18 protein-coding genes are annotated in these 20,379 nt (G+C 53.9%); 3 read left to right on the top strand and 15 right to left on the bottom strand.

Annotation, left to right across the window (positions count from 1 at the left end):
- The 6 genes from ACTG2S_RS01510 to ACTG2S_RS01485 all read right to left on the bottom strand — a co-directional run bounded on the left by ACTG2S_RS01510 (position 1) and on the right by ACTG2S_RS01485 (position 10,078).
- On the bottom strand, positions 1-858 hold the full coding sequence (locus ACTG2S_RS01510) for a hypothetical protein (protein ID WP_411588363.1): 858 nt from the start codon (positions 856-858) through the stop codon (positions 1-3).
- A complete protein-coding gene (locus ACTG2S_RS01505; protein WP_287872878.1) occupies positions 855-2,639 on the bottom strand; it encodes an AAA family ATPase in 1,785 nt (594 codons plus the stop codon). The genes ACTG2S_RS01510 and ACTG2S_RS01505 overlap by 4 nt, the downstream gene beginning before the upstream one ends.
- Before the next feature lies 1 nt (position 2,640).
- Positions 2,641-4,641, bottom strand: a complete 2,001-nt coding sequence (locus ACTG2S_RS01500) for a restriction endonuclease subunit S (RefSeq protein ID WP_439981898.1) — start codon at positions 4,639-4,641, stop codon at positions 2,641-2,643.
- The gene (locus ACTG2S_RS01495; RefSeq protein WP_411588357.1) at positions 4,641-6,560 is read right to left on the bottom strand and encodes a class I SAM-dependent DNA methyltransferase; all 1,920 of its coding nucleotides are present in this window, start codon (positions 6,558-6,560) and stop codon (positions 4,641-4,643) included. Before ACTG2S_RS01495 ends, ACTG2S_RS01500 begins: the two co-directional genes overlap by 1 nt.
- Before the next feature lie 34 nt (positions 6,561-6,594).
- On the bottom strand, positions 6,595-9,000 hold the full coding sequence (hsdR, locus tag ACTG2S_RS01490; RefSeq protein ID WP_411588355.1) for an EcoAI/FtnUII family type I restriction enzme subunit R: 2,406 nt from the start codon (positions 8,998-9,000) through the stop codon (positions 6,595-6,597).
- A gap of 70 nt (positions 9,001-9,070) precedes the next feature.
- Positions 9,071-10,078 carry a restriction endonuclease gene (locus ACTG2S_RS01485; protein WP_411588353.1) on the bottom strand — a complete coding sequence of 336 codons (1,008 nt, stop codon included), beginning with the start codon at positions 10,076-10,078 and terminating at the stop codon, positions 9,071-9,073.
- Positions 10,079-10,258: 180 nt separating this feature from the next.
- Here ACTG2S_RS01485 and ACTG2S_RS01480 point away from each other — a divergent pair, with 180 nt between their 5' ends.
- From ACTG2S_RS01480 to repC, 3 genes are read left to right on the top strand one after another with little or no spacing between them, the layout of a single operon-like run.
- Positions 10,259-10,594 (top strand): helix-turn-helix domain-containing protein, encoded by a 336-nt coding sequence (locus ACTG2S_RS01480; RefSeq protein ID WP_411588352.1) that lies wholly within the window; start codon positions 10,259-10,261, stop codon positions 10,592-10,594.
- The gene (locus ACTG2S_RS01475; protein WP_306821110.1) at positions 10,581-11,453 is read left to right on the top strand and encodes a helicase RepA family protein; all 873 of its coding nucleotides are present in this window, start codon (positions 10,581-10,583) and stop codon (positions 11,451-11,453) included. Before ACTG2S_RS01480 ends, ACTG2S_RS01475 begins: the two co-directional genes overlap by 14 nt.
- 25 nt (positions 11,454-11,478) lie before the next feature.
- A complete protein-coding gene (repC, locus tag ACTG2S_RS01470; protein ID WP_411588350.1) occupies positions 11,479-12,279 on the top strand; it encodes a replication protein C, IncQ-type in 801 nt (266 codons plus the stop codon).
- Positions 12,280-12,488: 209 nt separating this feature from the next.
- On the opposite strand, the gene ACTG2S_RS01465 is transcribed toward repC, so the two are convergent.
- From ACTG2S_RS01465 to ACTG2S_RS01425, 9 genes are all read right to left on the bottom strand, one after another.
- Positions 12,489-13,628, bottom strand: a complete 1,140-nt coding sequence (locus tag ACTG2S_RS01465; protein WP_064978384.1) for a site-specific integrase — start codon at positions 13,626-13,628, stop codon at positions 12,489-12,491.
- A 164-nt stretch (positions 13,629-13,792) separates the two neighbouring features.
- Positions 13,793-15,154, bottom strand: a complete 1,362-nt coding sequence (gene mnmE / locus ACTG2S_RS01460; protein ID WP_274161030.1) for a tRNA uridine-5-carboxymethylaminomethyl(34) synthesis GTPase MnmE — start codon at positions 15,152-15,154, stop codon at positions 13,793-13,795.
- A 99-nt stretch (positions 15,155-15,253) separates the two neighbouring features.
- Entirely contained in the window at positions 15,254-16,900 is a 1,647-nt protein-coding gene (yidC, locus tag ACTG2S_RS01455) for a membrane protein insertase YidC (protein WP_274161029.1), read from the bottom strand.
- Positions 16,901-16,905: 5 nt separating this feature from the next.
- On the bottom strand, positions 16,906-17,154 hold the full coding sequence (yidD, locus tag ACTG2S_RS01450) for a membrane protein insertion efficiency factor YidD (protein WP_075116235.1): 249 nt from the start codon (positions 17,152-17,154) through the stop codon (positions 16,906-16,908).
- The gene (gene rnpA / locus ACTG2S_RS01445) at positions 17,121-17,480 is read right to left on the bottom strand and encodes a ribonuclease P protein component (RefSeq protein WP_005342318.1); all 360 of its coding nucleotides are present in this window, start codon (positions 17,478-17,480) and stop codon (positions 17,121-17,123) included. The genes yidD and rnpA overlap by 34 nt, the downstream gene beginning before the upstream one ends.
- Positions 17,480-17,614, bottom strand: a complete 135-nt coding sequence (gene rpmH / locus ACTG2S_RS01440) for a 50S ribosomal protein L34 (RefSeq protein ID WP_005307156.1) — start codon at positions 17,612-17,614, stop codon at positions 17,480-17,482. Before rpmH ends, rnpA begins: the two co-directional genes overlap by 1 nt.
- A 270-nt stretch (positions 17,615-17,884) precedes the next feature.
- Complete coding sequence (locus ACTG2S_RS01435) at positions 17,885-18,619, bottom strand: amino acid ABC transporter ATP-binding protein (protein ID WP_005339311.1); 735 nt, start codon at positions 18,617-18,619, stop codon at positions 17,885-17,887.
- 86 nt (positions 18,620-18,705) lie between these two features.
- Entirely contained in the window at positions 18,706-19,374 is a 669-nt protein-coding gene (locus tag ACTG2S_RS01430; RefSeq protein WP_019445518.1) for an amino acid ABC transporter permease, read from the bottom strand.
- Positions 19,375-20,133, bottom strand: coding sequence for an amino acid ABC transporter substrate-binding protein (locus ACTG2S_RS01425; protein WP_005339308.1), 759 nt, complete (start codon positions 20,131-20,133; stop codon positions 19,375-19,377).
- Between the last annotated feature and the right edge of the window lie 246 nt (positions 20,134-20,379).

Here is a 20,379-nt window from a genome sequence, read left to right as displayed (position 1 = left end):
TTACCCAATTAACTTGGAAAGTTGTGGATTATTGCGCATCAACAAGCACCAACGAGCGACAGCCGATAGTTCAGCTGTCGGGCTGGTCATTTCGCGCACGCGAGCTCGAACTTCGGTAAGCTTCGCTTTGGCTGCTGGATTATTGCCTGTCGTGCAGCGGGCTTTAGCTTTTGTAAAGTCATCGATTAGTTTGTCCACTTGCTGCCAGACTTTGCGGCGAGCTTCTGCTAGGGGGGGATGCTCATTGAGTTTGAGTCGCTTTACCGTCTCGTTGACTCGCTCCTGCTCCCAAGCAGAGGAACCAGGCATAGGAATGACCTTCCCTTCTTCGTCAAAGGCGATAAGCGCAACGTCATCGTCATCAATAGGATCGAGTAGATAACGTGTTTCGGATTCCTCACAGGGATCGGTGTAGGTAGAACACAGTGAGCCGCCCTTGAGTGGAAACCATCCACCTTTTTTACGGTTACCTACATTACCGCACACGCGAAAATTCATGTAGTCAAATGCCAGCCACCAGTAACCATCACGCAGGCTTGCATCCAATGCCTTAGCTTCTTTCTTGGGTCGAAAATGCTCCACATCGTAATGTGAGTACAGCTCGCGAACCTCTGAAAACCAGCACTTACCCGCTGACAAAGCTAACAGCCATTCCTTTAGTGCACCCCAGTGCGCACTGTTGGAATCAATTAGCGTGTTGCGTTCATCTCGTTTCCCTGCAGCATCCAAAGCGGCCAACGCTGCTATTAGTTGGGCCGATTTCGCCAACCAAGCATCCCATTTCTCTTGTGTCCATGGTGTCCAGTTCGGGATGTCAGTATCGGTCGGTCGCTTGTGCTCTAGGTCAATCCAGATCATTGGGCTCCTTCCTCACGCAATATTTCGTCAATGATGGCATCGGCAATCGCATCTTGTTCGGCCTGCTCTTGCGGTGTGAGAGTGGATTTACGGAAGCGTCTGTGTTGCGCCATCTTGCGCACGAATAGCGCGTAATCCGGGTCGCGGAAGTCGGAGGTTGAAAATCCGAGGTCAGCCAGTTCGGCAGAAAGTCGCGATAGCTCGGCATCTTCTTCAGGGGTGCGAGGAGACTGTACGAAGAGTTCATTTCTGCGGAACAAGCGGCGCTCGGTCTCTATGTCCAACGTGGACGACAAACCAAACAAGTCGCTCTTGAGTAGCCCTGTTACACCCATCCCCTGAGGATGTTCATCCGGATTATCGACAAGGGTGCGGTTACCATCACGACGTAGTATATGTACCTGCTCTCGCTTCAAGCTGCCCACCATCATGGGGTCGTGGGTGGTAATGAGGATTTGCGAATGTCCGGTGGATGTATCAAAGGCACTGCTACTAAATGCACTGCTGAAGCCACCTTCATGGGTATTGCCCAATACTCCTTCGATATCGTCAAAATAGCGAAGCTTCCAGATCGGGTTCAGGTGGGTATCTGGTTCATCAAGCAGAAATAGGCAGTGGTTTTCGCGAGTGATGCGCATCAGTCCCAACACGGTTAGCATTTGCAGCTCGCCTTCTGACAGATGCGTAAAGTTCACCTTGCCGCCATGTTCATCGCGTTTCTTCACCGTGATGCGCACTTCTTCGATTAGGTCACCAATGTAGGCTCCTTCTGCATAGCGGAAGAAACTGTCGGTGCTGCCGATTAGTTCGCCCAGTTGTTTGAGCTTTTCCTGACTTGGCACGAAAAGGTACAGCTGTTTTTGCTTTTCGGTGCGGCCACGAAAGTCGATCTGTTTGGTCGCCTCTTGCTCAATCGGTGCCCAAGACACTTGCCAGAGTTTGTCTAGGAACTCGCTTACCACATTACCACGGGCATACCAGAAGCGTGGATCGCCCTCGTTCAGCTCTTGTTCGTCGAACTTGCCACCACGGCGCTTTTCTCGCAGGCGGTGCGGTTCTTTCAGCACAAATAGTGCTGATTCCAGCGACTCAATGTGCAGATTTTTGAGTACCTTCTGAAATACGGGATCGTCCGATAGTAGGCAAGCCAGCAACACCAGCTGACTGTGGCCGCCGCGACAATAAAACAGGCGGCGCAACCGGTCGTCGCCTGATTGTTTCAGTCGTGCATCACTGCGGCGTTTGGCTTCTTCAATTGCACGTATATTCGCATCGGATCCGGTAAAGTTTTCCAGCAGCTGTTCGGGCAGGACTTCGTCAGTGGTGATTTCCTGGCGCTGGTTGAAACGACGTTGGTGCTCTTGAAACAATGCCTCGATACGCTCGTTGCGACCCGAGTAATAGGCAAAAATATGCGCAGGCAGTAGCTCACGGTTTTTCAGCAAAAAGCCCTGTGATTCAGCTTTACTGTCTACCCATACATAGGGGCGCTTCTGCTTGGCAGTATCGGCCTCAATACGTACTGCATGGCCGCGAATGCTGTATTCCAACGTATAATCGAATGCTGCTTCACGGTCGAGATCTACATCACGGAAGATGGTGATCAACGCCTCGATCAGGTTGGACTTGCCTGTGCCGTTCTGGCCAATCAGTGCATGGCTACGGATAGGTTTCGGAGGTGCATCTGTTGCGCTTACTGCTGGCTTCAAATGTGTTGCAAAATCGATGTCGAGATTGCGCAGATTGCGGAAGGTTGGGATGCGGATGCGCAGCAGTTGCATATCAGGCTCTCAGCGTGTTGTCTGGTTTTTCACGCACTTCGGCGGGGGCTGGTTCTCGGATCCAGCCGTGTGCCACTTCTATTTTCAGCTGCGCGTAGAAGGCATCAATCTCGCCGCCGAAGCGCTGCCACAGATCCTTGGCGCTCATTTCGCCGTTGTGGCGGGCTAGAATGGTGGCCAGCGGCGCTTGGGCTTTGATGTCGGGTGGTGTGCCCAAGCATAGTGGGGCGATCAGCTCGGTTTGAGGGGCTCTCATGGGTTCCTCTTCTTGTTCGATGGTGAGGCCTGTCAATGTTGAAATCACGGCATTCGCCAGAAGCGCGGATAAGGATTGTTTCCTCTGTAGTTGGTTACGCCATTCGGTGCACTGTGAGGTAAGCTCAGCAAGCAAAGTGATAATTCGCTTTTGCTCGTCAAGAGGTGGGATCGGTAATGCAAAGCTACGGAGCTGCGTCATATTGATCGATGCAAGATTTGTTGTCTGCTTAGACGCTCCAGCAAAATAGTCTCGTCCGATATTCGAGTTGAAAACTAATTCAACCCATTCATTAAGCAGTTGTTTGCTGGGGACACGCGCTTTGAACACGTGATTTTGATGTAGACAGTTCGTTATACCACCACGCCAAATTGCAGTGCGTCCGACCTTGTCCCAATCCCCACCTTCTGTGATCAGAAGATCGCCCTTTTGAACCTGATACTTCGCCAGTTCGTCAGCAGCAATTTCAATTGTCTTCAAACCATCGAGCTTGAAATGACCACGCTGAACATTAGCCACTGCCAAGTACGGACAGACCATCATTTGTTTACCACGAAGGTTGCGTCCTTTGGTAACACCTCCAATAACTATTGCCACCTCATCGAAGGGGGCGATCACCCAATGATTGGGATAGATCGTTTCGTACTCGGCCATGCTAACCAACTTTTGACGCCGCATCAGACCATCATTGATGTACTCCACCCGCAATTGTGAACAATCTGCTTTGATTGCTTCTAGGTCAGCTGATGTTACAGATGCCTCCACAAGCAGGCCGCGAACAGCCAGACTCTTCAATGCAGCGATAACGTCATCAACATCCTCTGGTGCATGAAAAAGCCGCATGAAATTGTCGGCTAGGCGTGCCCATGTAGTTTGTAGTTCTTGTGAGCAGGTGGCGTTGGTGAGGGCTTGTAATATAGCCTGACGCAGGGCGTTTTGTAATTTGCGGCGCTCTTGCTGCTGCGTTTCCAGCTTGTAACACAAGGCCATCAACTCATCGACTTTGGCAACGATGCGCGATTGTTCTTTGATTGGGGGGAGGGGGATCTCAAATTGTTCGAGCACCTTCTTACTGAGGCCTTCTCTCGCCATTCCTACTTGGCGACTCCAAATCATGCTTTGGAGTAGGGGCGATAGAAAGCATATATGCAAGTAATGTCGAGCAGTGGCGTCCAGTAATCGAATGATAGTTACATGTTGGCTGACATTGGCTGGGACAAGGTTCGTGGGTACGACCGCACAGCGCCCCAATGATGCTCCAGTGATGTTCAGCAGTAGATCATGCGCCTGGAGAATTGTGCCACCCATATTCTGATTCGTCTCTGGAGTGATGTAGGCCACATCGTCGAGTCGAATGCCGTCGTTCCAAACATTCTGTGAGCGCAAAAAAGGAATGCCTTTTTTGACATAAGTTTGGCTTCCGCCGCGCGGAGTACTTCCTGAGCCAATCTTGGATGTGAAACGTCCAAGGCGTGCAAAAGACCACCCGGGTGGGGGAGCAAATGGCATTTCTTCTGGGGCAATATCTAACATCTGTTTTGGTTTGGGAATTTTTTTCTCGGCGTAGAGTTTTTCCTTCATCTGATCGCAAGCCTGTAGCCATTCAGATGCTGGTTGGTCTTCGCTATTTTGTTCGACAAGCCTACCAGTTACAGCCAGAGACAAGATCAGCTCACGCAGCTTATCAACTCCCCCCGGCGCATTAGCAATATGCCCAAATTCCGCCAAAAACTGTTTCGTGTCCATCAAGCATCCTCACCAGAAAAGTGGTGAGCGAGAGCGGCGGCCAACTCGCTTTTGAGCTGGTTTTCTGTTTCTTCAATTTCGCCCAACAGTTTTTTGTACTTCTCCAGCAGTAGGTCCGGGTTGTGGGTTTCTGCTTCTGGTGTGTTAGGGTTTTTCAGATCGAGGTTGAAGATGGGCCAGTAGAGGCGATCTCCCACGGTTTGCGCATCACGCGCTTGCAAGTCCAGTCCATCCGCGACGTCTCGTAGACGGGTTACAGAATTTTCCAGCAGAGAAATAACTTGCTGAGTGCTTTGACACTCAATTGCAGCTTGTAATTCCTCTATGAGCACTGAGACATAAAGTCGCCCATTCTGATCAACTTTCTTTAAGTCGCTCTGTAAATCCGTTAGTTGCTCCTTCAGGTATTCCACTAGTTCTGGATCACTACGTCGCCCGGTCAAACTGTCTGACAGGTATTTTGCCTGACGACGTTTCAATCCAGCGCTGACTTGGAGTTGCTCAGCTTTTTCCCAATGTGGCTGTGCTGCCGCTTCAGCCTGATCGTGCATGGTTTTGAAATCAACCTTCCAGGCAAATTCATTTTCCACTCGGTCGGCAAAGTCGTTTTCTTCCGATCCCCACCACTCTTGCTCGGGTTTGAATTCTTCGAGACGAATGGGCTTGGTCTTGGAATAGCTCTTGTAGCCCGGTGGGTAGGGGTGTTCGTAAAACCAGATGGTGTCGGTGTGGAAGTGCTCGGTGCCGTCATTGACCATGTTGCCCTTGGTGAAGAACAGCAGGTTGGTCTTGATGGTGGTGTATGGTGCAAACACCCCCTTGGGTAAGCGGATGATGGTGTGCAGCTTGCAGTCGCGCAGCAACAGTTTTTTTAGAGAGCCTTTGATTCCATCGCCAAACAGAAAACCATCGGGTAGCACCACGGCGGCGCGGCCGTTTTCCTTCAACAGTTTCTTGATGATGAGCGCCATGAACATATCGGCGGTTTCACGGGTGCGCAGGTCAGCCGGGTAGTCGCTGCCGATGCCATCGTCTTCATATCCTCCAAATGGGGGATTGGTGATGATGCAATCGACTTTTTGGTTGGCGCTCCATTCGTTCCAGCCGGTGCCTAGCGTGTTTTTATGCTCGATCTGGCTTGGCACGTCAATACCGTGCAGCAGCATGTTGGTCGTGCAGAGCAGGTGCGGCAACTGCTTCTTTTCGATACCGTGGATCAGTTCTTCAATGGCGCGCTTATCTTCCGGACGCGGTGATTTCATTGTCGATAGTTGGTTGCGGAAGTGGTCTATCGCTGCGGTCAAGAAGCCACCTGTTCCACAGGCTGGATCCATTACAGTCTCACGTTTGTCTAGACGCGGATTGACTCTATCTGCCATAAAGGCCGTGATGGCGCGCGGGGTGTAGAATTCCCCTGCATTACCTGCGCCACGCAAATCGTTGAGTAATTGCTCGTATACATCGCCGATATTGGCGCGGATTGTAAAATCGTGGAAATCGATAGCGTCTTCCAGCTTCTCTATCACGGCCAGCATCTGTGAGCCGGATTTCATATAGTTATTCGCATCCTCAAAGACACTGCGGATTACTTTGTGCTGGGGGCTCTTATTGGCATCAATCTCTTTGAGCGTTGGGAATAACTCATTGTTGATGAAGCTGATCAATTCACTGCCGGCAATTTGTGGTTTCTTTTTGCCATCAGCATCGACTATATAGGCTGCCCAATTACGCCAGCGGTACTCTTCAGGCAAGGGAGATGTGTACTCCGGGTTATCATCCGCCCATTCCTCCTCACGTTGATCAAACACCTTGAGGAACAACATCCATGTGAGCTGGCCGAGACGCTGTGCGTCGCCATCGACGCCGTCATCCTTGCGCATGATGTCTTGAATGGATTTGATGGTACTGCTGAGATTCATCTGAGTGTTCGCTAGTTGGTGGCTTGCTGTTTAATCAAGCCTGTTTTGATTCAGATATGTCGTAGAGAGCCAGTTCCAGCTCCTGTACGGCTTGGGTGTACTGCTCTACGCCACCAAAAATGCCCCGGCGGATTTTTGTTTTGCTGCCAAATTGGTCAAATGGCGGCAACTCCAGCACTTTGGCATCCTCTATGTCTTGTATGCCGTGGTCGGCAAACTTCTCGAGTAAGGCTTCCAGTACGCCTTTGGCTTGCCCACCGTACTTGCCAAACACATCGCGCTTTTTCACGTTGTTGGCTCGTTCCCGCCGAGTGAGTGGTTTTTGGTCAAAAGCTAAGTGGGTTACCAGATCAAACGCGTCCAGTTCGCTGCCGTTTACGACAGCCTGTTGCAGGAGTTCTAATGGTACGCCATGTTTTTCCAATTCTTCTAGCACTGCTTGTTTACGTTCGGCGCAGCTCCAGCGGCGCAGGAAATCGGTTAGGCTACCGAATTTCTCTTGCAAAGCCTTTCTTAGGTCGCATTTGAGTAAAGCTCGGTAGTCCTCAGTGATGAGTTTGCCGTCGATATCAAGGTACTGCGAGCGTTCTACAGCTAAGCGCACATTGACGTCATCAATCACAAACCTTACTCGACCTGAACTGCCACCAGTCTTATCTGTGAGACTCGGATCATAGGGTAGCGGTTCGGGCTCGTCTATACCGGGGGGCGTGACGACATCTGGCGGTACTACAGGGTCCTCAAGGCTAGGTTCGTAGATCACTACAGGTTCGCCGTCGAAATCGGGATCAGCAAACAGTCGTGTAGCGCCTTTGAAGTCCATGATGGTGAAATAGAGTTTTTGATAGTCTTCGCGCAGACGAGTACCGCGGCCAATGATCTGTTTGAACTCCGTCATCGAAATGATGCTCTGGTCCAAGACAATCAGCTTGCAGGTTTTGGCATCTACGCCCGTGGTAAGAAGCTTTGAGGTGGTCGCAATAACCGGATAAGGCTCATCGTTGTCGATAAAGTACGAGAGCTGTGCTTTCCCTTCGTTATCGTCCCCGGTAATTCGCATGACGTAGCGGCGATTGTTTGCGGCAGCAGGGATGAGCTTGACCAGCTCTTGCCGCATCCGTTCGGCGTGGTCTTGGTCGTCACAAAACACGATGGTTTTGGCCATGGGGTCTGTTGCTTGGAGGTATTCCCATACCTTGTTGGCGACAAGAGCTGTGCGTTTCTCCAGTACCAGATTGCGATCAAAGTCTTTGGTGTTGTACTGCCGTTGCTCAATGGTCTGACCTAGCTTGTCGATTTTTCCCTTCTCAGGTGTGTAGCCGACTGCATCAACATCGGTTGCAATGCGGATAACCTTGTAGGGGGCAAGAAAACCGTCCTCAATACCCTGCTTGAGTGAATAGGTGTAAATGGGGTCTCCGAAGTAGGTGATGTTGCTTATTTCTTTGGTTTCTTTCGGTGTGGCGGTCAAGCCGAGGTGGGTGGCAGTAGTGAAATAATCGAGTATATCGCGCCATGCTGAGTCTTCCGCGGCGCTTCCACGATGACACTCATCAATCACGACTAAGTCGAAGAAATCCGCTGGAAACTGGCGATAGATCTGCTTCCATTCTTCCTTCCCCGTTACCGCTTGGTAGAGAGCAAGGTAGATCTCGTAATTCTTTTTGACTTCACGGTTGGTAACCTTGTGCATTACCTCGCCGAAGGGGGCGAAATCTTGCTGCATGGTTTGGTCGACGAGGATATTGCGATCAGCCAGGAACAAAATTCGTTTCTTGGATTTTGCCTTCCACAAGCGCCAAATGATTTGAAAAGCTGTGTACGTTTTCCCTGTACCGGTGGCCATAACCAGCAACACTCGCTCTTGGCCTTTGGCTACCGCTTCAATGGCACGGTTGATTGCAACTCGCTGATAGTAGCGTGGCTCACGGCCGCTACCATCGGTATAAAACGGCTGTTCAATCAGTTTTACAGCCTCAGGCGCAACTAATCCTTTCCATTGTTGATATACCGTCCACAAGGCGGCCAAGGTCGGGAACTGGGAAAGCTGAAGCTCTCGTTCGACAGGCAGGGTGAGACCAGTTCGGTCATGGAAGAGGAACCCATCGCCATTGCTACTGATGGCAAACGGCGCGTCTAACATCTCGGCATAGGCTAGCGCTTGTTGCATACCGTGACCAATTGAGAACTTCGCCTGTTTAGCCTCTACAACTGCAACTGGGACGTTTGGGCTTGCGTAGAGCACATAATCAGCACGTTTTGGACCGCCTTTGGCTTCGGGGTTTTTTACTCTAGAAGCCAGCTTTCCGCGAACCATTACACGACCATCGGTGAGGTTTACTTCTTCACGGAATTGATGCTGCTGCCAGCCAGCTTGTTGAATGGCCGGTGTAATGAACTTGGTGCAGATATCGCGCTCACTGAGCAGTTTTTTATCCATGACAGTCGGCTCTCCTGAAGTTCGGTGTATGCACCTTATGTGTTTCTAGTTTGAGAGTTGTTTACTGCGGTCACTCTTCCAAAAAGTAATCAGAATCCAGTGCTTTGATGGTAAGAGTCTGGCGGGTAGTGACTCCGACACCATACTCAATCATCAATGCAGCGAGGCGCTGCCCGTCGATAAGCACGATACGCTTTTCGATCAACCCGACATACTCCATAGCTTCGCGGCTAAAGCTGGAGGTAGTGATAAAAACCCCCTTGCGAGCACGATGTAGATCGAGCGCACCTGCGAAGGCCTGGATCTCGGGGCGGCCTACTGTTTTTTCGGTATAGCGTTTGGCCTGCAGGTAGATGGAATCGAGGCCCAGCCGATCCTCCTTGATAATGCCATCGATTCCGCCATCACTCTGGTAGCGGGTGGTCTGGGCGGCATCCTGCTGGCTGCCGCCATAACCCATGGCGACCATCAAATCGACGACCAGCTGTTCAAAGAAGCGTGGTGGCATGGCCAGTATCTCGGACAGTAGGTCATCGGCCAGCGACTGGTTAAGGGTTGTCATGGCCTGTTCTATCTGTTCTTGAGGGGTATAGACTTGAATCTGCTCCTCTCTTTGTTGCTCTAACCCAATCTGGACGCGGGGCGAGTATTGGTGATCGGTACTTTCACTGGACGCCAGAGTGAAGGCAACAAACTCTCCAAACTGTGCCAGATATCGGTTATCAATGGTTTGTCCTGATGTGAGAGCTTCCAGGCCCCGCTGGGTGATCACACACAAGCCCCGCTTGGGCTGAGTAATTAGCCCTGCTTTGACCAGATAAGTTTTTGCCCAGCCTACACGGCTGCGGATTGTCGTTTGACGACCGCTGGGGAGGGTGTCAGCCAGCTGATCTGGGGTAAAGGCGTAGTGTTGACACACCAGCTCGAATACCTCACGTAGAGGGCGTGCCTGACCATCAGCAAGGCTCGCAAGTACGGCTGGCATCATGGCTTCGTAACTTGGCAGGTTCATTGATGCTTGGCTTGAGTTTGTATCGATAGAACATCTTGCCACATAGGTTCTGTTGGAACCATTCATGTCACTTCTGTATGTGCGCGAGCTGACATATTTTCTGCTACACACTAGCCAAAATTTCACATGTGAAATTTTTCCCGAAAACGCTGTAAGTGCCCAAAACGGGCTCTTACAGCGCTCTGGATTTCGTTAGGTCCTCGGTACGCTTTGCATGTTGATGTTTGTTACAGGGAGATCATCTGCATGCGTGAGCAAAATCCGTCAGTTTACAGCGATCCTAACGGGTCAATTCTGAAAGAGCTTTATGAGCTTAAGCAGCTGGTAATCCAGCAAGTACTGGCGCAAAAAGAGGTGCTTTCTGCCGAGGAGTGCGCCGAGTTGCTGGGGGTTTCTGTCAGCTATGTGTACCGGCTGACCAGTGAAAAGCGTCTGCCGCATTACAAGCCACAAGGCAAAAAGATCTACTTCAAGCGCGTTGAGCTGCTGGACTGGCTGCTCTCCCACCGCATTTCACCGGACGCCGAACTCACTGAGCATGTAACCAAGCGTGTGCGGCAAGCTAGCCATGGGCGGTTGTGAGGCTGTTATGGAGCGAGATCTCATAACATCTCACTGGCCCCAGGATCTCCGGTCGGCTTTTATTGAACCTCCGAAACCCCTCGATTTTGTCCTCCCGGGGCTGCCTGTTGGCTGCGTTGGTGCTTTGGTGTCACCGGGAGGGGTGGGCAAATCGATGTTGGCATTGCAACTAGCAATGCAGATATCCGGTGGGCCGGATTGGATTGGGCTTGGCAATCTGAGCAGGGGGGCTGTGCTCTACCTGCCTGCCGAGGATCCTTGGCCTGTACTGCACCAGCGCCTGTTTGCCTTGGGCGGATATCTTGACCCTGAACTTCGTGCCAACGTTGAGCGAGACCTTCGCCTCATACCGCTGCAGGGATCCAGTCCGAATGTGCTGGATAGCCATTGGTGGGAAGCGATTGCTATATGGGCTGAAGGGGTGAGGTTGATTGTCATCGATACTTTGAGGCGTTTCCACGATGCCGACGAGAACGCGGCCTGTGCCATGACGCAGGTACTGGGTCAGTTGGAGCGGCTGGCCATGAGGCTGAGATGTGCTGTGTTGTTTGTACACCACACCAGCAAATCCGCAGTATTCCAAGAAGCTGGCGATCTGCAGCAGGCAAGCAGGGGGTCGTCAGTTCTGGTGGACAACGTCCGCTGGCAGGCCTATCTCGCCACTATGACCAAGAAAGAGGCGCAGCAGCTGGGCGTATCGGCAGAGCTGAGCCAGCTTTACGTGCGGTTTGGAGTAAGCAAAAGTAATTATGGGCAGCCACTACCGGAGCGCTGGTTGGTGCGGAGGGAAGGTGGCGTGCTGCACCCCGCCAGTTTGGACGTAACACGCCGGGCTGGAGGCAAACGTGCCTTGCTTTGAACTAACTCATGCCCGGCACGACCATATGCACTGTCTGGCCCCAGGATTGTTCAGAGCCATAGCTCCTGGTCAGCGCCGTCGAGACAAGCTGGCGGTGATTTACCGCTTGGATAACGGTAATCAGATTGAGTTTTCTGGGCCAGAACCCTTGGGGGCCGACGATTTGCGAGTACTTCAAGGGTTGGTTGCCCTAGCTGGGCTTGAATCACAAGGTGGCAAGATTGGGCCTGTTGCGAGTGGTGAAACCGGAGATATATTGCGAGACCTACTTCAGCTGCGTGGGATTGCCAACCAGCAGGATGTCTTGGTGGTCAAAAGCAGCTTGCGCAAACTGGCCAAGGAGATTGGTTACGCCAACCCTCGTGACACCAACACGGTGCGCCGCAGTGTCGAGCGGCTGTGGAAGGTGTCGGTAATAGCACAGGTGGCTGGCCTGCGTAGCGGTTTTCGTCTGCTGGCGAACTATGCCAGCGATGCCTTGACCGATGGGCTCTTTGTGGCGCTAAATCCCTTGCTGACCAATGCCGTGTTGGGGAATGGCCGATATACCTATATCGATCTGGCTGAGGTACGGCAACTGCGTAGTAGCACTGCTCGGATATTGCATCAGCGGCTTTGCGCCTGGATTGATTGTGGCCGCAGCAAGCCAGTAGGTTTAGATAAACTGGTCTCTTACGCTTTTCCTGATAAGTCCAGCGCGGCCACCGATCGAAAGCGGCAATCGCGAGTCCGCAAGGCTCTGGATGAACTGGCTGAACTGGGTTGGTCAATCAGTGAATATGCCAAGGGGCGGTTCACCATAGGTCGGCCTGCGCTATCACGATAATGGTCACGGACTATCACGAAAGTGGTCACAAAGTTCATGATATTGGTCACAGGCCTCATCAGATAAACCCCAGTGCTACCTGAGCTGCAGGGCGATCCTGAAATCCGATCTATATTATCTAAGATAATCTAGGCCAGCGCATGGCCGCGCTGGCCTATTTGTTGGCTCTTCCTGGCCATGATCTCGTCGAGGGGGCGTCCCATCTTCTATCACCCCAAGACATTGGGGAAATCGAGCATGGCATCTCGGCGCCGCGATTCAAGAATGTCGGCGTAGATCTCGGTGGTTCTCAGCTCACTGTGCCCCAGCAAGCGGGAGAGGGCATAGATATCAACGCCGCGGTTAAGCTGGATCACGGCGAAGGTATGACGCGCGCTGTGGAAGGTTACCTTCTTGGTTATACCCGCCTGCAACGCCCACCGGGTGAGCTCCATGTTGTGCCAAGCCGAGTACTTGAGGCCCTTGAAGATCCGCTCTGTTGCCTTGCCTGGGCGCCCCATCAGCTGCATCGCCATGTCATTCAAATCCAGGTATTGCAGGCCGCTGGTCTTTTTCTGGGTGAAGACGATACGGTAATGGCCATAGAAGGGCTCCAGCTCTGCCCAAGTCAGCTTGTGAATATCTGACCAGCGCAAGCCAGTGCAGCAGGAGAATAGAAAGGCGCGCTTAAGAACGTCGTAGCGGCACTCGGCCTGGGCCAGGGCTCGAACTTCGTCTTCGGTCAGGTAAACCCGCTTGTTTTTCTCCCCCTGGATAGCTTTGACACGTCGTACCGGATTATCCGGTAGCAGCCGCTCTTGCTCTGCCTGGTTCAGGGCTGCCCTTAACTTGTTGAAATAGGCACTCTGGGTATTGCGGCTCAGTGGTGTGCCGCTTTTGGTGCGAGCTTTGTGCATCAGGTAGTGCCGAAACCCCTCCAGGAAGAGCTGATCTACTTCCTCGAAAGTCAGCTCCGGCAGCTTATGGTACTGGCGTAAATGCTTGAGGGCTGATATCCAGATGGAGTGGTTGCTCTTGCTGCCTGCTGCTTTTTGGTCTGTAACCTCTTGGAAGTACTCGAAGAAGCTGGCCTTGTAGGCGTTCGAGAAATCCAGATGGTGTTTACCTGTCTCGTACTCGAAGAGCCGCTTGGCGCGGATTGCTTCGGCTGCTCGCTGGGTTTCTTTGTTGTGGAGCCGCTGTGCCGGGGTACGCGGCTTGTCGTACAGGAAGAGATCCAGGGGCTCTCTGCTGCGTTTGTGCTTGCGGATGCCCGTGGTTGGGTCAAGGTAGGAGCCGGCGTAGTAGGTTAAGCGCAGAGCGCGCTTGCCTTCGGCGTCCGGTTCGCGGAATTCGATGCTGATCTTCATAAGTGTGTCCCCCGAAAGTACCCCGAGAGGTTACTTCGGGGTACTCTCGGGGTAAATTCTCACGAAACAAGATCAGGCAAGAACAGCCAGTAAAAAACAAAGTCCAATATTTACAATGTCTTATGTTCTCACTGGCTGCTTTTTATTGCTGATTTTTCACCACATTACTTGCCGATGCAGAAGCTGGAGAAGATGCGGCCCAGCAGATCGTCGGAGCTGAATTCGCCGGTGATCTCGGAGAGAGACTCCTGCGCCAGGCGCAACTCTTCGGCTACCAGCTCGCCGGCCACGAACACTTCCAGCTGCTCCTTGGCCACCAGCAGGCGCTCGGCGGCACGCTCCAGCGCATCCAGATGGCGGCGGCGGGCCATAAAGCCCCCTTCGGTGTTGCCCTGGAAGCCCATGCAGGCTTTCAGGTGCTCGCGCAGGGCAGGCAGCCCCAGCTCGGTCTTGGCGGAGATACGGTAGACGGCGTGGCCCAGCTCCTGGCTCGGTGCCAGATCCTCGCCGGTCAGGTCGGCCTTGTTGCGAATCACGGTGAGGCCGATGTTTTTTGGCAACCGATCAACAAATTCCGGCCAGATCTCTCGCGGGTCGACCGCGTCCGTGGTGGTGCCATCCACCATAAACAGCACCCGATCGGCCTGTTCGATCTCGGCCCAGGCGCGCTCGATACCGATTTGTTCCACCTTATCCTGGGTGTCGCGCAGACCGGCGGTATCGATGATGTGTAGCGGCATGCCATCGAGATGGATATGCTCGCGCAGCACATCGCGGGTGGTGCCGGCAATCTCGGTGACGATGGCCGACTCACGGCCCGCGAGGGCATTGAGCAGGCTCGATTTGCCGGCGTTGGGACGACCGGCGATCACCACCTTCATCCCTTCCCGCAGCAGAGCTCCCTGTTTGGCTTCACTGCGCACGTCGTCCAGCTCGGACATGATGGCGTAGAGGTCGCCCGCCACCTTGCCGTCGGAGAGGAAGTCGATCTCCTCGTCCGGGAAGTCGATGGCCGCTTCCACATAGATGCGCAGCCGGATCAGGCTCTCCACCAGTTGCTGGATTTTGCTGGAGAACTGCCCCTGCAGGGAGTGCATGGCGCTGCGGGCGGCCTGTTCGCTGGAGGCTTCGATAAGGTCAGCGATAGCTTCGGCCTGGGCCAGATCCAGCTTGTCATTGATGAAGGCGCGCTCGCTGAACTCGCCGGGGCGGGCAGGGCGGATGCCATCGATTTTCAGAATGCGGCGGATCAGCATGTCCATGATGACGGGGCCGCCGTGGCCCTGCAGCTCCAGCACATCCTCGCCGGTGAAGCTGTTGGGGGCTTTGAACAGCAGGGCGATGCCCTGATCCAGTACCTGGCCTTGCTCATCCTTGAACGGCAGATATTCGGCGTAGCGCACCCGCGGGAGCTTGCCGAGCACTATCCCGGCGACCTGTTCGGCGGCGGGGCCGGAGACCCGGACTATGCCGACGCCACCACGGCCTGGCGCGGTGGCCTGGGCCACGATCGTATCTGTTGTCATCTTGCTTGGCTCGTTTGTTCGCTGATAGGAAAACGTAGTGGGAGACATTGTAATAAAAAAGGCGGCCCGAAGGCCGCCTCTTTTGTCATCACGGGAAGATTAGCTGCGTGAATGCAGTCCTTTCTTCTCCAGCTGACGATAGATGATGGTCTGCTGGATGATGGAGATGACGTTGCTCACCAGCCAGTAGAGAGTCAGGCCAGCCGGGAACCAGAGGAACATGAAAGTGAAGATGATCGGCATGAACTGCATCACTTTCTGCTGCATCGGGTCGGTTACGGTGGTCGGGCTCATCTTCTGCAGATACCACATGGAGGCACCCATGAGGATTGGCAGCACGAAGAAGGGGTCCTTCACTGACAGGTCAGTGATCCACAGGGCAAACGGTGCGTGACGCAGTTCAACGGACTCCATCAGTGCCCAGTAAAGGGCGATGAAGATCGGCATCTGAACCAGGATCGGCAGGCAGCCACCCAGCGGGTTGACCTTCTCCTTCTTGTACAGCTCCATCATGCCCTGAGACATCTTCTGGCGGTCATCGCCGAAGCGCTCGCGCAGGGCCGCAATCTTGGGTTGCAGCATGCGCATCTTGGCCATGGAGGTGTACTGGGCCTTGGTCAGCGGGAACATGATGCCGCGTACCAGCAGGGTCAGCATGATGATGGCCAGACCCCAGTTCTGGACGAAACCGTGGAACACGGTCAGCAGCCAGTGCAGCGGTTGGGCGATGAACCACAGCCAGCCGTAGTCGACGGTCAGGTCGAGGTGGTTAGCCACCTTGGCCATCTGGTCTTGCAGCTTGGGGCCAACCCACAGTTTGCTGGTCACTTCGGCCTGTTGACCGGCAGCCACGTCAACCATCGGCGCCTTGTAACCGATGATGGCCTGGCCTTTACCCGGGATCACGCGGCTGTAGAAGCTGTTGGCATCGTCGGCATTTGGTGCCCAGGCAGAGACGAAGTAGTGTTGCAGCATGGCGACCCAACCACCTTTGGTGGTCTTGTTCAGGTCGGCATCCTTCATCTCGTCGAAGGTGTACTTCTTGTAGCGGGTATCTTCAGTGGAGAAGGCACCACCACGGTAAGCGCTGGCTACCATGGCATGACCTTCCTGATCCTTCGGTGTGGCTACGGTCTGCTTCAGCTGACCATAAAACTGCACCTGAACCGGCTCGGCAGATTTGTTGTCGATCTTGTAATCAACGCCAACGGCATAGTCGCCACGCTTGAGGATGAACTCCTTGGTGAAGACCACGCCCTTGCTGTCGGTCCAGGTCATCGGAACGACGACTTGATCCTGACCATCGGCCAGCTGATAGCTGGTCTGGGTGGCTTCATAGGTAGGACGACCTTCGGCCTGACTGTCCGGACCGTTGCGACCCACCAGACCGCTCTGGGCGATATAGAGGTGCTCAGGCTTGCTGGTCAGCAGCACGAACGGTTGGTCCTTGCCTTCTTCCAGTTTGTGAGACAGCAGTTCGGCAGACACGATGTCGCCACCCTGGGTATCCAGGGTCAGCTTGAGCACGTCAGAGGAGACGGTGATCAGCTTGCGTGCGGCAGTCGCATTGGCTTGCTCGGAAACCTGAGGAATATCACCGGTCTGACCGGCTTCAGGTACGAAATGTTCGGTTTGGGCCACGGTAGTCGGGGCCGGCTTCGGAGCCTTGTCGGACTCCCACTGTTGCCAGAGCAGAAAGCTCACGAACAGCAAACCGATCAGGAGTAGATTGCGTTGTGATTCCATAGTTTTCAGTTTCTTCGCTTTGGTTGCGGAACCGGGTCATAACCACCCTCGGATAAGGGATGGCATTTTAATAGACGTTTGCTGGCTAACCAAACGCCTTTTATGAAACCGTGAAGTCGGATGGCTTCTATCGCAAATTGGGAACAAGTCGGGGTAAAACGGCAGCGCGGCCCAAGCAGAGGGCTAATGATTAGCTGATACAGGCGTATCAGTTTGATAGCTACCCATTGCAACGGCGTGACAGGGTGCGCCATAGCTTTTCCAGTAACTTGAACAGTTCCTCGTTATCCATCTCTTTCACACCGGCCTTGGCGATCACCACGATGTCGATAGCGGGCAGCTGATGTTGTTTGAGGCGGAAACTTTCCCGAACCACCCGTTTGACACGATTACGCCAAACGGCACGCTTGAGTGCTTTTTTGGGCACAGCGAGACCAAGACGAGGGTGTTCGAGCGAATTGGGAGAAGCGAGAAGGGTAATCTGCGGAGAGGCGGCCCGGACAGGCTCGGCGAAAACGCGTTTGAAGTGTTCGGGAGTTAACAGACGTAACTCCCGAGAGAAGGTGTGCTGGGTAGGCATTAGACTACCAGGCGGGCACGACCCTTGGCACGACGAGCGGCCAGAACTTTACGACCGTTGGCAGTTGCCATGCGGGCGCGGAAACCGTGAGAGCGCTTGCGCTTCAGGTTGGACGGTTGAAAAGTACGTTTCATGATTCGATTCCGTATTTCTGTACAGTTTTGATTGTCACACTTAGCCGACGCGCCAGCTATAGCGTGTGACGACTAGCAAAAGAGGCCGAATTCTAAACAGAGTTCGGCTTTTAGTCAATCCGCCGTTCCCTCTCATCCTGCCATGGTCTTGAAAAGGCCACTGCCGAGCGTGAGGATCCAGAGGATCAAGGGCTCCGGATTATACTGGCAACCCGGGGTTAAACAAGGGATCCCTCAATAAAAAAGGCGGCCAGGCCGCCAAAGAGAGAGCTATTTAAGGACTTTCCGCAAGAACTCCCGGGTACGGGGATCCTTGGGATCGACCAATATCTGATCCGGCGGGCCCTGCTCGACGATCCGCCCTCCTTCCATGAAGATCACTCGATCGGCAACATCACGAGCAAATTCAATCTCGTGGGTCACCACCACCATGGTCTGGTGCTGGCGGGCCAACTCTTTCATCAGTCCCAAAACCTCGTCGACCCACTCGGGATCGAGGGCCGAGGTGGGCTCGTCAAACAGGATCACCTTGGAGTGTGCCGCCATGGCGCGGCCAATGCCGACCCGCTGCTGCTGGCCGCCGGAGAGGGAGGCCGGATAGGCATCCTGCTTGTCGGCGAGGCCAATGTCCTTGAGGATGCCGAGCGCTGTGGCGCGGGCCTCCGCTTTTGGCTGCTTCCAGACGGTGATCAGCCCTTCGGCGATGTTGTCGAGCGCTGTTTTGTTGGCAAAAAGGGCGTAGTTCTGGAACACGAAGGAGGCCCGCTTGCGCAGCTCGATCGCCTGCTGTTCGCTGGCCTTGGCCAGATTCAGCTCAAGATCGTCGATGGCAAGGGTGCCCGCATCCGGGGTCTCCAGCAGGTTCAGGCAGCGCAACAGGGTCGACTTGCCGGTGCCGGAGGGGCCGATGATGACGACAATTTCCCCCTTTTTGACCTCCAGATCGATGCCGTTGAGCACCTGATTGCCGTGATATGCCTTGGAGAGGCCGGTTAGCTTGATCATGAGAGCCCTCCTTTAATAGGCACAGTTTTAAAACGGACTTCCTGCGTGCGTTGCAAGTGGGTCAGTTGCTTTGTCATGGCAGACCCCTAATAGGCACGGTTGAGACGGACTTCCAGCAGATGCTGCAAGCGGGTAAAGAAGATCACCACTACCCAGTAGATCAGCGCCACCGCCATAAAGCTCTCGAAGAACTTGAAGGAGGAGGAGGCTTCCATCTGCGCCTTGCCCATGATCTCGGCCACTCCCAGCGTGAAGGCCAGCGAGGTGCTCTTGATCATATCGATGAAGTAGTTCATCAGCGACGGGGTGGCGATGCGGGCCGCCTGCGGCAGGATGATCCGCTGCATCGCCTGATAACGGCTCATGCCGATACTGAGCGCCGCTTCCATCTGGCTTTTGTGAATGCCGAGGATGGCTGCGCGGATCGACTCGGCCATGTAGGCGGCGAAGTGCAGGGTCAGACCGACGATGGCGGCGGTAAAGGCATCCATTCCTACGAAGATCGGGAACAGTTGCGGCAGTCCGTAGTAGAGCAGGAACAGCTGAACGAGTAGCGGTGTACCCCGAAAGAACGAGATATAGAGCATCGCCAGCCAGTGGATCGCGGGGACGCGAAACACCCGTACTATCGCCAGGGCCAGCGAGAGTACGAGTGCCAGCACGAATCCCCACAGGGCCATTTCCATCGTGGTGCCCAGGTATTTGAGCAGGATGGGAAACAGCCCCAGCGTGTATTCGAGGTCAAATTCCATCATTTATTTGTCGGTGATGTCGGAAGCGAACCATTTCTCGGAGATCTGACGCAGGGAGCCATCCTTGCGCATGGCGGTCAGGGCCTCGTCGACCTTCTTCAGCAGCGCCTGTTTCTCCGGGGTCTTCAGGAAGGGCAGGGCGTTCTCGATAGTCTCGAACGGTGCGCCAGCCTGTTGCAGCGGCAGCTTGGACTCTTTGATCAGCTGGGCGGTGGAGACGCGGTCCATCACGAAGGCATCGATGCGACCCAGGGCGACATCCTGCTCGAAGGCGGAGTCATAGGTGCGGATGTCGATCTTCTTGTTCGGGTCGTTCTTGCGCAGTAGCTCTTCGAAGTTGGAACCCAGGTTCACGGCCACCTTCTTGCCTTCCAGATCCTTGATGCCATGGATGGTGCTGTTGCCCTTGCGTACCACAATCTGGGCGCCGTCATAGACGTAAGGTTGGGAGAAGTCGTACTTCGCCTTGCGCTCGTCGGTGATGGTGATCTGGTTGGAGATGGTATCGATGCGGCCGGTTTCCAGCATGCCGAACAGGCCGGAGAAGCTGGCGGTCACGAATTCGACCTTGTAGCCGGTGCGCTCGCCGATCTGGTTCCACATATCCACTTCAAAGCCCTGCAGCTTGTCCTGCTTGACGAAAGTGAACGGGAAATATTTGCCCGACATGCCGACCTTGATGGTCTCCTGGGCGATGGCCTGACCGGACAGGGTGGCGAGCAGGATGGCTGCGCCGGAAATCAGTTTGATGGATGTTTTCATGGTGTTTCTCTCTCTCAATGTCTTGTATTTGTAGTTGTAATAACTGGTTTGGCCCTGATGTTATTGGAATAAAATTTAAAAAATAAATGACATTTGGTTATATGAAATAACAGGAGAGAAGCTCGGGATCGACCAATCCGGACGGTGGATCAAGCTGTGGGTAACTTTGGGGATGAAATCCGATCCAAAGGCGCTGGATCCTTGAAAGGGATCTTATTTGCTGGATCCACCGGGCGATGGCTGGAG

The sequence above is a fragment of the Aeromonas sp. 82P genome (assembly GCF_051919365.1).
GTDB lineage: Bacteria > Pseudomonadota > Gammaproteobacteria > Enterobacterales > Aeromonadaceae > Aeromonas > Aeromonas veronii.
Note: the sequence above shows the minus strand (reverse complement) of the source record. Positions and strands in the feature narration are given on the sequence as shown.

Coding starts and splice junctions, on each gene's coding strand:
- ACTG2S_RS01510 (WP_411588363.1), bottom strand. CDS start 858: ATGATCTGGATTGACCTAGAGCACAAGCGACCGACCGATACTGACATC.
- ACTG2S_RS01505 (WP_287872878.1), bottom strand. CDS start 2,639: ATGCAACTGCTGCGCATCCGCATCCCAACCTTCCGCAATCTGCGCAAT.
- ACTG2S_RS01500 (WP_439981898.1), bottom strand. CDS start 4,641: ATGGACACGAAACAGTTTTTGGCGGAATTTGGGCATATTGCTAATGCG.
- ACTG2S_RS01495 (WP_411588357.1), bottom strand. CDS start 6,560: ATGAATCTCAGCAGTACCATCAAATCCATTCAAGACATCATGCGCAAG.
- hsdR (WP_411588355.1), bottom strand. CDS start 9,000: ATGGATAAAAAACTGCTCAGTGAGCGCGATATCTGCACCAAGTTCATT.
- ACTG2S_RS01485 (WP_411588353.1), bottom strand. CDS start 10,078: ATGAATGGTTCCAACAGAACCTATGTGGCAAGATGTTCTATCGATACA.
- ACTG2S_RS01480 (WP_411588352.1), top strand. CDS start 10,259: ATGCGTGAGCAAAATCCGTCAGTTTACAGCGATCCTAACGGGTCAATT.
- ACTG2S_RS01475 (WP_306821110.1), top strand. CDS start 10,581: ATGGGCGGTTGTGAGGCTGTTATGGAGCGAGATCTCATAACATCTCAC.
- repC (WP_411588350.1), top strand. CDS start 11,479: ATGCACTGTCTGGCCCCAGGATTGTTCAGAGCCATAGCTCCTGGTCAG.
- ACTG2S_RS01465 (WP_064978384.1), bottom strand. CDS start 13,628: ATGAAGATCAGCATCGAATTCCGCGAACCGGACGCCGAAGGCAAGCGC.
- mnmE (WP_274161030.1), bottom strand. CDS start 15,154: ATGACAACAGATACGATCGTGGCCCAGGCCACCGCGCCAGGCCGTGGT.
- yidC (WP_274161029.1), bottom strand. CDS start 16,900: ATGGAATCACAACGCAATCTACTCCTGATCGGTTTGCTGTTCGTGAGC.
- yidD (WP_075116235.1), bottom strand. CDS start 17,154: ATGGCGCACCCTGTCACGCCGTTGCAATGGGTAGCTATCAAACTGATA.
- rnpA (WP_005342318.1), bottom strand. CDS start 17,480: ATGCCTACCCAGCACACCTTCTCTCGGGAGTTACGTCTGTTAACTCCC.
- rpmH (WP_005307156.1), bottom strand. CDS start 17,614: ATGAAACGTACTTTTCAACCGTCCAACCTGAAGCGCAAGCGCTCTCAC.
- ACTG2S_RS01435 (WP_005339311.1), bottom strand. CDS start 18,619: ATGATCAAGCTAACCGGCCTCTCCAAGGCATATCACGGCAATCAGGTG.
- ACTG2S_RS01430 (WP_019445518.1), bottom strand. CDS start 19,374: ATGATGGAATTTGACCTCGAATACACGCTGGGGCTGTTTCCCATCCTG.
- ACTG2S_RS01425 (WP_005339308.1), bottom strand. CDS start 20,133: ATGAAAACATCCATCAAACTGATTTCCGGCGCAGCCATCCTGCTCGCC.